The organism is Kordia antarctica, from assembly GCF_009901525.1.
Classification (GTDB): domain Bacteria; phylum Bacteroidota; class Bacteroidia; order Flavobacteriales; family Flavobacteriaceae; genus Kordia; species Kordia antarctica.
In genome coordinates this window covers 5,196,677-5,210,074 of sequence record NZ_CP019288.1, presented here as the reverse complement: position 1 = coordinate 5,210,074, position 13,398 = coordinate 5,196,677, and the positions used below count along the sequence as shown (strand labels likewise).

General features: G+C 32.4%; 16 protein-coding genes. 10 read left to right on the top strand and 6 right to left on the bottom strand.

Annotated elements, in window-relative coordinates; genetic code table 11:
• The first annotated feature begins 132 nt into the window (after nt 1-132).
• Together IMCC3317_RS21885 and IMCC3317_RS21880 are read left to right on the top strand one after the other, a co-directional pair.
• Nucleotides 133-852, top strand: coding sequence for a hypothetical protein (locus tag IMCC3317_RS21885; protein ID WP_160131599.1), 720 nt, complete (start codon nt 133-135; stop codon nt 850-852).
• 228 nt (nt 853-1,080) lie between these two features.
• The gene (locus IMCC3317_RS21880; protein WP_160131598.1) at nt 1,081-1,491 is read left to right on the top strand and encodes a hypothetical protein; all 411 of its coding nucleotides are present in this window, start codon (nt 1,081-1,083) and stop codon (nt 1,489-1,491) included.
• Nucleotides 1,492-1,787: 296 nt separating this feature from the next.
• Here the strand turns inward: IMCC3317_RS21880 and IMCC3317_RS21875 are convergent, their stop codons facing one another.
• Nucleotides 1,788-3,941, bottom strand: coding sequence for a TonB-dependent receptor (locus IMCC3317_RS21875; RefSeq protein WP_160131597.1), 2,154 nt, complete (start codon nt 3,939-3,941; stop codon nt 1,788-1,790).
• A 581-nt stretch (nt 3,942-4,522) separates the two neighbouring features.
• Here IMCC3317_RS21875 and IMCC3317_RS21870 point away from each other — a divergent pair.
• The 4 genes from IMCC3317_RS21870 (at nt 4,523) to IMCC3317_RS21855 (ending at nt 6,852) form a co-directional block, all read left to right on the top strand.
• Complete coding sequence (locus tag IMCC3317_RS21870) at nt 4,523-4,771, top strand: DUF6576 domain-containing protein (protein ID WP_160131596.1); 249 nt, start codon at nt 4,523-4,525, stop codon at nt 4,769-4,771.
• Nucleotides 4,771-5,319 carry a metal-dependent hydrolase gene (locus IMCC3317_RS21865; RefSeq protein ID WP_160131595.1) on the top strand — a complete coding sequence of 183 codons (549 nt, stop codon included), beginning with the start codon at nt 4,771-4,773 and terminating at the stop codon, nt 5,317-5,319. Before IMCC3317_RS21870 ends, IMCC3317_RS21865 begins: the two co-directional genes overlap by 1 nt.
• Before the next feature lie 61 nt (nt 5,320-5,380).
• Entirely contained in the window at nt 5,381-6,046 is a 666-nt protein-coding gene (locus IMCC3317_RS21860; protein WP_160131594.1) for a hypothetical protein, read from the top strand.
• A 110-nt stretch (nt 6,047-6,156) separates the two neighbouring features.
• On the top strand, nt 6,157-6,852 hold the full coding sequence (locus IMCC3317_RS21855) for a lysoplasmalogenase family protein (protein ID WP_160131593.1): 696 nt from the start codon (nt 6,157-6,159) through the stop codon (nt 6,850-6,852).
• Here IMCC3317_RS21855 and IMCC3317_RS21850 read toward each other — a convergent pair.
• The gene (locus IMCC3317_RS21850; protein ID WP_160131592.1) at nt 6,849-8,132 is read right to left on the bottom strand and encodes an NAD(P)/FAD-dependent oxidoreductase; all 1,284 of its coding nucleotides are present in this window, start codon (nt 8,130-8,132) and stop codon (nt 6,849-6,851) included. The two genes, IMCC3317_RS21855 and IMCC3317_RS21850, sit on opposite strands and share 4 nt — an antisense overlap.
• A 151-nt stretch (nt 8,133-8,283) precedes the next feature.
• On the opposite strand from IMCC3317_RS21850, the gene IMCC3317_RS21845 reads away from it, so the two are divergent.
• The 3 genes from IMCC3317_RS21845 to IMCC3317_RS21835 are packed head-to-tail and all read left to right on the top strand — an operon-like array spanning nt 8,284 to nt 9,687.
• Entirely contained in the window at nt 8,284-8,778 is a 495-nt protein-coding gene (locus IMCC3317_RS21845) for an RNA polymerase sigma factor (protein ID WP_160131591.1), read from the top strand.
• 3 nt (nt 8,779-8,781) lie between these two features.
• Nucleotides 8,782-9,408 (top strand): hypothetical protein, encoded by a 627-nt coding sequence (locus IMCC3317_RS21840; RefSeq protein ID WP_160131590.1) that lies wholly within the window; start codon nt 8,782-8,784, stop codon nt 9,406-9,408.
• Between the two features lie 27 nt (nt 9,409-9,435).
• Nucleotides 9,436-9,687, top strand: a complete 252-nt coding sequence (locus IMCC3317_RS21835; protein WP_160131589.1) for a hypothetical protein — start codon at nt 9,436-9,438, stop codon at nt 9,685-9,687.
• 130 nt (nt 9,688-9,817) lie between these two features.
• Here IMCC3317_RS21835 and IMCC3317_RS21830 read toward each other — a convergent pair whose 3' ends face one another.
• Together IMCC3317_RS21830 and IMCC3317_RS21825 are read right to left on the bottom strand one after the other, a co-directional pair.
• Entirely contained in the window at nt 9,818-10,621 is an 804-nt protein-coding gene (locus IMCC3317_RS21830; RefSeq protein ID WP_160131588.1) for a lysophospholipid acyltransferase family protein, read from the bottom strand.
• 39 nt (nt 10,622-10,660) lie between these two features.
• Entirely contained in the window at nt 10,661-11,308 is a 648-nt protein-coding gene (locus tag IMCC3317_RS21825; protein WP_160131587.1) for an NUDIX hydrolase, read from the bottom strand.
• Between the two features lie 2 nt (nt 11,309-11,310).
• Between IMCC3317_RS21825 and IMCC3317_RS21820 the strand changes: the two genes are divergently transcribed.
• Nucleotides 11,311-12,018 (top strand): peptidylprolyl isomerase, encoded by a 708-nt coding sequence (locus IMCC3317_RS21820; RefSeq protein ID WP_160131586.1) that lies wholly within the window; start codon nt 11,311-11,313, stop codon nt 12,016-12,018.
• A 10-nt stretch (nt 12,019-12,028) separates the two neighbouring features.
• On the opposite strand, the gene IMCC3317_RS21815 is transcribed toward IMCC3317_RS21820, so the two are convergent.
• Together IMCC3317_RS21815 and IMCC3317_RS21810 are read right to left on the bottom strand one after the other, a co-directional pair.
• A complete protein-coding gene (locus tag IMCC3317_RS21815; protein ID WP_160131585.1) occupies nt 12,029-12,637 on the bottom strand; it encodes a trimeric intracellular cation channel family protein in 609 nt (202 codons plus the stop codon).
• Nucleotides 12,637-13,377, bottom strand: a complete 741-nt coding sequence (locus IMCC3317_RS21810; RefSeq protein ID WP_160131584.1) for an RDD family protein — start codon at nt 13,375-13,377, stop codon at nt 12,637-12,639. The genes IMCC3317_RS21815 and IMCC3317_RS21810 overlap by 1 nt, the downstream gene beginning before the upstream one ends.
• Nucleotides 13,378-13,398: the final 21 nt, after the last annotated feature.

The window sequence follows — 13,398 nt, the reverse complement described above, 5'->3', positions numbered from 1 at the left end:
TGATTGAAGACTCCATTGCTTAATAACAATGTTGCGGATATTTTTTAATCAAAAATTCGCATGCAAACTAACATTTATAGTTATGTTGTTTGTGTTTTTTTAATCTAACTAATTTCAACTAAGTACAACGATATGGAAACTAAGCAAATCGCAATTTTCGCAAAAATCAGTCTAATTTTACTTATACTTCTGTCTGCTCTTTTTGCGTACAATTCAGTAGGAAATGATTGGGATTTTCACGGAATTCCGTGGATATATATAAATATTCTGAACATCATAAGTCTTTTGTGTCTGTTGATTTACTTTTCTGTTTTTTCAGCGAATACTCAGGGTTCATTAAGCGTGAAATCCTATATTACCATAGGTATCATTGGTAGTATATTATATACCTTATGTGCTATTATTTATCTAGCTTCTACTATCGAATTTGGTTTCGATGCAACAACTGATTTAGGATTACCCATAGTAGTCTCAAATTTAGTTTATACATTTTCTGCGATTTTATTGACGATTTCCATAGTAGAAGTAAGTGCTTTTAGTGCTAAAAATTTTCAAAACATTAGTAAATTAAAAAGTAGTTTTACATTAGGAATCATTAGTTCAGTCATAGGAACTGTATATTCATTAATGAGTTTTCTCGAATCTTTTTTAGGTTGGCAAGCTTTCCAACAATTCAATACGGATGATATAAATTATTATGAAATATTAGGCATTCCAACTTTTATTTTACTATTAATTGAAGTCGTAAGCTTTATACTTTTGATGTTATTTTTCATCAAAGCATATGAAAATGTAGCTTTGATAAAAGATTATTTTAATTCAAAAAAAATAGTATCCTATAAAGATTTTTAAAAGCAGGGTTTCTTCAACAAATTTCCCATGGCTAGCGCGAGTTTTTCAACTCGTGCCCACAAACAAACTAAACAATTGTAAATTCCTAGCAGAAAAATATACTTTGAATTTCAGTAACAGCATAAATTGCAAACTTGCGCTAACTTTCGATAATTGAAATTCTCCCTCATTTATCATATATATATTCTATTAATTAGATGGAACTTAATATAAATACATTATAAGAATATGAAACTTGAATACAACCATGACTTAACGGATAATGGAAAGTTCAAAAATATAGAAATTAAGAATCTAATTCGATTATGGGACTTTGGTTGTAATGAATCTAAACTGTTTCAAGAGTTAATAAATTCCTTTGTTTTGGATGCATCTAAATTTGAAGTAGTATTAGAAGCACAAGAATTTATTACTTCCATTAATTGTAAATTAACTTTAATAAAAAGTGATAAAAATAATGGAATTGAAAGAATTAGTGAAGATCAGTTTATTTGTAACTTAAACCTTGATAGTTACAAACATATGATTAATTTAATTGAACCATTTATAAATCACGACTCAAGTGGCTATCAATGGTTAGATGAATTAGCCAATCCAAGTGAGATTGATTTTCTTTTTTCACCAGGCGGAACATGGTAGAAATAAAACTAATAGAGTATAAACCGCAAATAATCAGTAATTTATATACAAAAACATTCATAACAACATCTCGATACAATTTTTCTTCATTTAATTTCAACTTCGGTCAATGTAAAACATTACGAAAAATCACTCGATGCGACGATCTGGTAAGTGGAAACGTTTTTATAAATAATTCAGAATTAAAATCTCAATACATCACATCGAGCGAAGCGAGTTACAATCAATTCCAACAGCGCAAGCAGTCTAAAAATCTAAGAGCGAAGCAACTCTAAGAAGTCTCTAAAGCCAAATCACTACAAAGTATCCAACTGATTACTACTCTTATCATCACTAATTGTCCAAAAGAAACCGACAAAAAAGAATTGATCTGCCGCAGGACGACGCGTCATTCGCTGAAATGTTCCGTTTACATCTGCCTGATTTGCATATTCATACCCAAATACATTTCGAACTCCAAGTGCGTTTGAAACGGAGAAATATAATATTTTTTGTGGCGAAAGTAAATATGCCCAATTCACGCTTAAACTATGATAATCTTTTGTTTTTTCAGATAGAAAACCAGTTGTGTTTAGGTTTGTATACGCTCTTCCTGAAGAATAATTATAACTGAATCCTATCTGACTTTTTAACTTGTCAATCCAATGTTTTGTGACTAATGAAAAGTTATGTTTCGTAGCAAAATTTGGCATTGCTTCCACAGGATAATTCTCAAACTTCCGTGATGTATCTAAATAGGAATATGAAATCCAATACTCTACGTTTTTAATGGTTTTGTTATCTCTCCAAAAGATATCCAAACCTGTAGCGTGTCCAAATCCATCATTGGCAAAATCTGCGTTTGGTTGTACAAAATCGCCTGAAAACGTAATTAAATCGTTGTATTTCTTGTGATATGCTTCTGCACGAAACGTTCTGCCATCATGTACATATTGATAATTTGCAATATAATGTGTTGCGTTTTCTGGTTTGAAATCTGTGTGAAATTTTAAATAATTATTGTTCGGATTCTGGTAAAATTGCCCAAAAGCAAACGAAACTTGATCTTTTTCTGACGTTTTATACGCAACCGACAATCGTGGGGAAATTGTAGTTTCGTTCAACATATCTGTATGATCTAATCGAATTCCAGCTTGTAACGCAAAGTTTTTAGAGAAGAAAATGTCCGTTTCAGCGAAAGCACCAAACAAGTTGCTTTTAAAACCATATTCGAGTTTTGAAACGTTTGGATTTTCGAAATTCTCATCATAATCTGTCGCAAAATATTCTGCGCCAAAACTCAATTTGATTCTGTTATTAAAGTTCTTTTTTAGTTTTGTTTTAAAGTGAAATGAATTTTCCAAACTATTAATTCTGTCGTCAATAATATTAATTTTTGAACGATCTCGTGTGTAACTCAATCCAGAAGCAATAGCCCAACTTTCGCCAAAAGTTCCTTTGTACGAACTGTTCATGTATAAATTATTATTGTTTAGTTTGAAACGAACCAATTCATCAACATTGATACTTTCTTGATCGAGTTCAAAATTTGTAATGTCGAATGCAGTATAAAATTTAAACGTTCCATTTTTAAAATGATGACGAAATACACTTTCGCCTTGCGCACCTTGAAACGGCTTTTTCCAATCGTTCCGATCTGGAAACAACTCCAAATACGGTGCTAAATTTATATAGGATGCACTCACACTTACCGAACCTTTCTCCCACTTTTCGGTATGTCCCAAACTTCCGCCAACGGTCATAACACCAATATCTGTCTTTTCTTGGTCAGGTTCGTTGATGGTATTTAGTTCTAAAACTCCCGATAATGCTTGTCCAAATTCTGCCGAATATCCACCTGTGGAAAACGTGATTCCTTTGAATAAGAATGGAGAGTAACGTCCGCGCGTAGGAATGTTGTTGGTTGAGTTGCTATACGGCGTAAATACACGAATTCCGTCAATGAAAATTTGTGTTTCTTCTGCGCGTCCGCCACGTACAAATAAGCGTCCGTCTTCGGCAACCGTGCTTGTTCCAGGTAAGGTTTGTAATGCGCCAACAATATCGCCCAACGCACTTGCTGTTGTTACGATATCTAATGGTTTTAACGCGGTAACTTTTGCATTATCACCAGCTTCAAACGATCCTGCACTTAAAATTACGGCGTTTAATGCATCTACATTTTCTCGAAGTTTTACGGTTAGGTTTTGCATCTGAGACACTTCTAGCGAAAGCTCTTTTACTTCAAACGATAAAAAAGAAATGACCAATATTTGTTGTCCAGTTTCTTCTGTTGTAAAGGTAAATTTGCCTTTTTCGTCTGTAGATCCGCCGTCAAATGTTCCTTTTAAGTATACATTTGCACCAAAAATAGGTTCATCGTTTTGATCGGTTACGATTCCTGAAATAGTTATTTGCGCAAAAGTGAACGTCTGAACACACAAACAAATAAGTAGTAGTAATTTTTTCATGAGAAGATTTTTTAGTTTTTCACACTGAGCTGCGTCGAAGTGTTGATTGATTGATGAGACAAATCTCTTGTAAACTAGAAGATTTAGAAAATAGAAAGTTCTCAATTGTCAAAATTGTGGGTTGAATTGTATTTCTATTTTAAAGTAGATATGAAGAAGATGAAAAAACCTATTTAGTATTTTAAGAAAAAATTGAATTAAATACTTCATTTTTAGATTTTTATTTTCATTTTCTTTGCTCGCACAAAGAAAACAGAAACAAAAGAAAGTGCGCTTTTTCCAGAGGTGTTTTTAGCTGAAAAAGCTAAAACCGCATTCATTTTTCTGAATTGTAGTTTTTTAAGCTCTATATTCTACAAAGTAGTTCATGAATTAATGTTTCAGAACCTTCGAAAATTCAAAACGAAAAATGTATACTACACTGCGGAAAAAGAAAAAATTACGTGGAAAAAATCACCATTTACGATATTGAACCAATATCAATATAGAGATAGTATTTTGTACCGTTGCATAAAAAACAGAAATAGTGTAGCTTTGAATTCTTTAGAAATTAAATTGTAAAATTACAAGCAAACGTACTTATGTTATACGCTGTTATCGCCGTTATTGTTGTCGTTGTTTACTTTATTGTACGTTCTAATAATGGAACAACGCCGTATTTACCAAGTTCAAAAAACACCTATCAAACCATTGATGATGAGTTTAATGCGAAGAAAAAAGTAAAACAGGAAAATATTGATCGTATTTTGGAAAAGATAAACGATAAAGGTGTGAATAGTTTGACTAAACAAGAAAAAGTAATGTTAGACGAATATTCAAATTCCAACTAATGGCATCTATATTTGGACACGCATTAGCGGCTTATACGATTGGAAAAGTATCCAATATACAACTGAATCCTGTAAAGTTTTCGCTGTTATTAATTTTCTGTGCTGTCATTCCTGATGCAGATGTTATCATGTTCAATTTTGGATATCCGTACTTGCATCCACTTGGACATCGTGGTTTTTCGCATAGTATTTTGTTTGCTTTTCTATTGGCATTTTGTATCCGCGCCATTTTTTACACGAAAGTGACCTATTTCTCCAACACAGGCATTATTTTGTTTTTCACATTTTTACTTGCTACTTTATCACATAGTTTTTTGGATGCTATGACAAACGGCGGAAAAGGTGTTGGGTTTTTTATTCCGTTTGAAAATTCACGTTACTTTTTTTCGTGGCGACCGATTTTAGTTTCTCCATTAGGCGCAGGAAGGTTTTTTAGTGAAAAAGGATTTCGTGTGCTACAAAATGAAGCAATTTATATTGGAATTCCAGCGATAAGTTTATTGATTTTGAATTATTTTATGAGAAGAAAATCTAATAGAAAAAATTAGAGAGCAAAAAATGAACTGTTCATCGCGAATATGAGCCTATATAAATATTGAAATTTATACTATGAAATTTGATAAAGAATTTAAAGAAGCCATAAGCCACTTACCTTCCAAAGAAAAAGATAGGTTGCTACTGCGATTATTAAAAAAAGATATAAGTTTAGCCAATCGTTTGTATTTTGAATTAATAGATCCTAGAAATACTGATGAGAAACGATTGGATCTAATTGAACAAATAGAAAGACAAATTGAAGATTTTTCTAAATATAATTCCACACCAGGTCATTTGATGATGGAAATGCGAGATATTAGTGGAAAAATTACAGAACATGTCAAAGTAACGAAAGATAAATTTGCTGAGATTAGCTTAAATTTACTAATGTTAAATGAAGTTCTGGCTATTCACAATGAACGGATTTTAAAAGTTACTCAAGGAAAAGCAAGAAAGTTATGTCTTTATATTATTGCAAGGGCTTTTAAGTTACTCGTATTGATCCGTAAAATGCATGAAGATTTGTTATTAGATTTTACTCCAGATTTAAAAAAATTAGGAGAATTGATCTCAGAAAATGATTATTTAATGAGAACTGCTATTCAAAATGGTCTCGATGTCAATTGGCTCATTTGTGAAGCTATTCCTGAAAATATAGAACAAATTCAAAAAGATTTACGCAGTCAAGGGTATTTGACAAGCAGGACTTATTTGAGGACTTCTAATTATAAAAGCTAAGTAAATATCTTCTCGTTTTAGTTTGAAACTTTCCTAAAAATAGAGTTGTCAAAGTTTGTAATCCTTTTTTTACTATATTGCGTTGCTTTTTTTAAAGAAGCGTACTATTTATGAAGTATTTTAAAGTATTCTTATTTATATTTTTGCTGAATCTTTCTTTAGATATTTTTTTTAATAATGCTAAAGAATTTTATGATTTCAGATTGTACACAAAGCCACTAATTACGATAATTTTAGGCGTTTTTTTCTATGTGAATAGTGGAAAAATGTTGCTGAAAAATAGATTAGCGGTACTTTTTGCGTTGGTTTTTATGTGCTCAGGAGATATTATTTTGTTAGAAGATACACCTTCGTATTCCTTTATTGTAGGTCTTTGTTTATTTTTAATCGCACTACTACTCTACTCGTTTTATTTTTATAAACAGACTTTGTATGATATTGATCGATTGATTCCTTTTTTGGCAGTTTCAATGTTACTTGCGCTTTCGCTGATTTATTTAATGTATGACGGATTGAACAATTTACTGATTCCAGTAATGATATACATGGTGACTTTTTTAAACTTTATGAAGATTGCATTCTTACGCTATAAAAACGTAAATATTGAAAGTTATCGTTTGGTGTTGATTGGAACTATCTTTTTTACAATTTCACAAATGATTGTAGGATTGCATGCATTTCACAAAGCAATACCGTACAAAGATATTTTGATTATGTTATTTTATGGATTCTCACAATTATGTATCATTACAGGTATTTTATTACTGAAATATCCCGAAAAAGAAGAGTTAAAAACTACAGTTTAAGGTTTTCGTATTTTTTTATAAGGCCTGATAATTAAACGTGCTTCTCTGTCAAAACGGATATAATTGTAAACCCAATTGATAAATACAACCATTCGATTTCGGAATCCAATGAGGAAGAATAGATGCACAAACATCCAAACAAACCAAGCAAAAACACCTTGAAATTTGAAATTTGGCATATCAACAACTGCTTTATTTCTTCCAACAGTTGCCATTGAACCTTTATCGCGGTATTTGAAAGGTTTCATTTCTTTCCCATTCAATTTGCGCACTAAGTTTTTCCCTAAATGTTTTCCTTGCTGAATTGCAGGTTGCGCCATCATTGGATGTCCAAAAGGATATTCTTCGCTTTGCATGGAAGCAATATCGCCAAGTGCAAAAATATCATCAAATCCTTTTACTTGGTTAAATTCGTTTACAATGATTCTGTTTCCTCTAGTAATAAATTGTTCACCATCTAAACCCGCAATTGTTGCTCCTTTTACACCTGCCGACCAAACTAAGGTTGCTGCTCTAAAAGTAACTGTTCCGTCAGTGCTTACTAAATCGCTATCATAATTGGTAACACGTAAGTTTTTCCAAACATCAACTCCAAGTCCTTGCAAATAATCTTCAGCTTTTGCAGATGCTTGCTCGCTCATGGCTGGTAATATGCGATCGGAACTTTGAATCAAGTTAATTTTCATCTGACGAATGTCTAAATCAGGATAATCTTTCGGAAGAATTCCTTTTTTTATTTCCGCCAAAGCGCCTGCCAATTCTACGCCAGTTGGTCCAGCGCCAACAATAACGAAATTCATTAATGCGTTGCGCTCTTCAAAGTCAGATTTTAGAATGGCTTGTTCAAAGTTTTCAAGTATTAGACTACGAAGATTCAACGATTGCGGAATCGTTTTCATTGCCATACTATATTTTTCAATGTCTGTATTTCCGAAAAAATTAGTTTCAGAACCTGTTGCAATTATTAATTGATCGTACGTTAAATCGCCAATTTCTGTACACACACATTTTTTTTCAGTGTCAATAGTGTCAACATTTGTCAATCGAAAGTAAAAATTTGGATAATCTTTTACAATTTTACGAATAGGATATGCAATAGAATCAGGTTCCAATCCGCCTGTAGATACCTGATATAGTAAAGGTTGAAACGTATGATAATTGTGTTTGTCAATTAATACGGCTTGCACTTCTTGTTTTCCTAATTGTTTTGCCAATGAAATTCCTGCAAATCCGCCGCCAATAATGACAACTCTTGGAAAACTCGTTCTTGGTATGTTCATAAAAAATTATTCGTGTGTACTATTTTCTCTTTAATAATATTTGAGTAAAAGATACTAATGTGCTACAAAAATACAGCTTTCTAAAAGTTTATTGAAAATTATGTAACATATTTGTTTTAATGAACACTTATAGGGAAATAACCATCAAAAATTGAGCACTAACCTCGAACATAATTTTGTAACCGAACTAGAACGCAACCAGAATATCGTTCATAAAGTCTGTCGAATTTATACTTCTAATAGAGATCAACACAACGATCTTTTTCAGGAGATAACGATACAGTTATGGAAAGCATATCCGAAATTTAGAGGCGATTCAAAGTTTAGTACTTGGATGTACCGAGTAGCGTTAAATACTGCTATTACGTTATATAGAAAATCCAAGCGTTCGGTAAAAACACAAGATTATGAAAGTGTTATTTTTAAAATATCATCCGTAGATTATGATGATACTGAAGAAGAGCAATTGAAGATTATGTATAAAGCGATTAAGCAATTATCAGATATTGAAAAAGCCTTAATTTTTTTATACTTAGAAGATAAAAATTATAGAGAAATAGCCCAAACAATTGGTATTACAGAAGTGAATGCACGCGTGAAAATGAACAGAATTAAGACCAAATTGAAAAAGATTTTAAATCCATAACCCATGGAAGAATTAGATTTATTAAAAAAAGACTGGAAAAAGCAAGAGGAGAATCAGCCTACGCTATCCTACAATGAAATTGACAAAATGATCTGGAAGAAGTCATCTTCTCTCGTAAAATGGATCTTTTATGTCAGTTTAATCGAACTAGGTTTTGGAGTATTAAGTGTTGTGCTTGTATTCTTATTGAAGCCTGAAGCAATGGAAAACTCCAATACGCCAATTTGGCTTAATTGGTTTTATTACTTTTCCACTATTGTTGTGTTTTACTTTATTTATAAGTTCTTTATGAATTATAAAAAGATTTCGACAACAAGTTCTATCAAAGATTTAATGCAAAACATTATAACTACTCGTAAAACGGTGAAACATTACGTAATATATAGCTTAAGTGCTATTGCAGTTACCGTTTGTGTTGCTGTTCCATCTGGTTTTATTGCGGAAGCTGGCGGCATGGAACAGTTTTCTGCGGAAGCAACATTAAGTAGTTATCTTGTATTAGCCGTTGTCACTATTTTTATGGCATGCGTGATTGTATTAGTATTTTACGGAATATATTATTTACTTTACGGACTGTTAACTAAAAAGTTGAAACATAATTATAAGGAGTTAAAACAATTAAAATCATAAAAACCATACCACCAAAATTATATCGTCATGAAAAAAATACTTTTATTATTAATGCTTGTTATGTTTAGTGTTTCTGTAAGTGCACACCAACAAACAAAATCGTTTGACAATCAATTCACAACAAATAATTCTGCTACTTATACTGCAATGTACGGTTTAAGCAATGGAGGATTTATGCAACTTATTTATAGTGTTTTCAATAAGGTTGGACATATTATGTACACAACACTTCATAATGAAGAAGCTCCAAAAGACGAAGAAACTTCTACTGAGAATTAATTTTCTATATATAAAAGAGTATAGATTGCTTTGCTTTTAGAGTCAAGAATAAAGACTAGAAGCAAATCATATAAAATAAAAAAAGGACTCAATTTCACGAGTCCTTTTTTTGTAGCTGTATTTTACGGAATTAGTATTCCCATTTACGCTTTTGGTTCAGCTCTTCCATAGCTTCAAGTTCTTCTTGTGGAATTACTTTTAAGAATGATGGATGTTGCTCAATTGCGTATTCTAATTTTTCTATAATTTCGTTTACAGTATCATTTTCATAATCAAATTGCAACGGTTCTTTGATTTCCATAGATTGCAAAATTCCTTTCTTTTTGATTCGAAGTCCTTTACGATCAAAAGAACGTCTGAAACCATCAATCACAATGGGAACTACAATTGGCTTGTATTTCTTAATAATATGTGCTGTTCCTTTACGAATAGGTTTCCACGGACGTGTAGTTCCTTGCGGAAATGTAATTACCCAACCGTCATCAAGTGCGATTCCAATACTAGAAATATCACTCATTTTCACTTGTCGGTTCACATTTTCACCGTTTGCTCGCCATGTACGTTCAATACTTATAGAACCTGCATAGGCTAATATTTTTGGCAATAACCCAGACTTCATGGTTTCTTTTGCCGCTACATAATACAGGTTTAATTTTGGATTCCATAAATACCCTACATTTTTGATAGAATCGCCGCGTCCACTTAAACTTGCGTTGAATACGTGAAACATTGCTACTACATCAGCAAAGTATGTTTGATGATTAGAAACAAATAATACATTTCTATCTGGTAAATTTTTTAGTATTTCAGAACCTTCAATCTGTAATTCATTAAAGCCACGATAACGCCTGTGCGTAAGCGTTCCAGCGATTCTGATCAACCATTTTTTTAAAAAGAGTATATGTCCGAAAGGATTTCTTTTGAATAATCCCATGTATATTTAATTTTAGAGCGAATTACAAATTTACAAAAACTAATTTGAAATGGCAGTCGAAATGATGTCTTTAACTTCGCTCAACATCATAGCCGTTGCGCCCCAAACTACATGTTCATTGAGGTAAAACGCTGGAACATTTACAGTTGTAGCATAAGAAGTACTCAATTCTCTTTCAATAATAGATCCATCTGCAAGTAAATCTTTGAGTGAAACTTCAATGGTTGCTTCTACTTCCGATGGTTGCGGTATAAATATTGGTGTTTTGTGTAAAATTCCAATAAAAGGCTTTACTGTAAAGTTGCTTGGCGGAATATAGGTTGCCGTTATTTCACGAATGACTTCAATTGTCGTACGGTCAACGCCAACTTCTTCTTCCGTTTCTCGCAATGCGGTTGCGGTAAAGTTTATATCTTCAGGATCCATTTGTCCGCCAGGAAATCCAACTTGATTGGAATGCACACCTTTATACGTTTTTCGCAAAATTAATACGAGCATTGTTTCATGATCAGAATTTGGGTAAAACAACGCCATAACAGCTGATTTTCGAGCATTTTGCATCCGATCTCTCATCTTTTCCAATTCCTTTTGACGCATTGCAGGAGCCATTTTCAACTGTGAAGAGATGCCCGGAAGCGGGATTTTTGCTATTTTTGGAAGGATTTTTTTAAAGTTATCAAAATTCATCTATGAAAAATATTTGCTATGTATTAATTGCTGTGTGTGTTTTAGCAGGTTGTGAAGATACTAAAACTTCTAAACCTATAAACGAATCTCAGAAAACGGAAACACCTGAAATTGTTAAAGAAGCAACCAAAAAGAAAGAAATTAAAAAAGAGAAACATACATTCATTACCACTGAAAATGTATTGGATTATATGATTGCCTATGGAGAAAAAAATAAGGAACGAAAAGTACGGATTGTCACTGATTTCGGGAATATTGATCTTGAACTTTACAATGAAACTCCATATCACAGAGCGAATTTCATCATGCTAGCCAAACGCAATTATTTTGAAGGTACGCAGTTTCATCGTGTGGTGAACGATTTTATTATTCAAGGTGGAAATTCAGACAGTTGGAGTATTTCTAAAAAGCGTCAACAAATTGGTCAGTATTTGCTTCCGCCAGATACTAAAAAAGGCTTTAAACATGATCGCGGCGTGATTTCTATGCCAAGTGGCGATATTGATCGTACGTATAAACTTGCGTCTCCTTTTGAGTTTTTTATTGTTCAGAAAAAAGGTGGCACACATCATTTGAATAAAGAATATACAGCTTTTGGAAAAGTAATTGCTGGTATGGACGTTGTGGACGAAATTGCCAGTCAAAAAACGGATAAAGGTGAATGGCCTAAAAAAAATATTATGATTCGGAAAGTAGAAGTGTTGGATTAGAATGCTTTTGTCATTGTTTTTCATACACAGTTGGCAATTGTATTCGGAATTTTACAACTAACAATCGAATGGAGATTACAATAGCAGCCGTAAAAATATAGATTAAATCTTCTTTCAATCTAAAATGTTGTAGTATAAAAAAGGTAATTCCCCCTAAAATACAAGCCGTTGCATATACTTCTTTTCTAAAAATTACGGGAATTTCATTACAAAGAATATCGCGAATAACACCACCAAAACAAGCACTCATAGTTCCCAAAGCAATACAAATAATTGGATGCAAACCTGCCGAAATTCCTATTTCAACACCAATGATAGTAAAAACTCCTAAACCAATTGTGTCAAACAAAAATAGTGACGTACGAAGTCGATTCAATTTGTTCTTAAATATGATGGAAATAATCACTGCCAAACCAATAGTATATACATAATTTAGATCGTTCATCCAGCCAACTGGCGTTTTTCCAATTAAAACATCACGCAATGTTCCGCCACCAACAGCCGTAACAAAGGCAATGATAAAAATTCCGAAAAGATCCATGCGTTTTTGCATGGCAACCAAAACTCCCGAAATGGCAAAAGCAAACGTTCCTATAATATCAAGTGTGTAAAATAGCATTACATGTTTTGTGTATAAAAATTATAATCTTTAATAACAATATCGATAAAAGGAATTGTGTCCTGTCGCGATTTCATTTCAATTACTTCTTCAACTTTTACTCTTAATTTATTGAGTGTATCGTAGTCTTTTCCTTTTCTGGCAATGATAAATGTTTCTTTTATAATTCGCATATCATTGTCCGAAAGTTTAATAACTGCAGGATATTGCGGTTTGTAATTATCGCCTATTTCCTCTAAAATAGTATGTGAAATAAGCACTTTACTTTTTAATGAAATAACGGCAGTTCCCGCGGTCATATCACCTAAGCGTTGTCCTTTTTCGCTGATAATCACAGTAATTAGGGCAATAAAACCACTTAACATATTAAGATCAATAATTCTGAAAAACCATCTTATTAAATAATCTACAAACGAAGCTTGGTAACCGTCAATCTTTACAACTCTAATTTTCAACGCTTTTTTTCCTAAGGTTTGTCCTTCAAATAATGATTCTAAAACTAAGGTGTAAAAAATAGCTGGAAAAAGCAGTATTACATACATAGACATCACGGACCAATCGTCCCAATCACTCATGAAACCGTTATCATAGTATAAACTAGAAACAGTCCACCAAACAATCGTTCCATAAGCTATTTTGATTCCTAAATCAATAATATGAGCGACGACTCGTTCTCCAACAGATGATAATGTAAAATTGATATTTACATTTTGAGTAGTATTAATTTGTATCTCTGACATTTTATGTTTTATTTTAGCGTA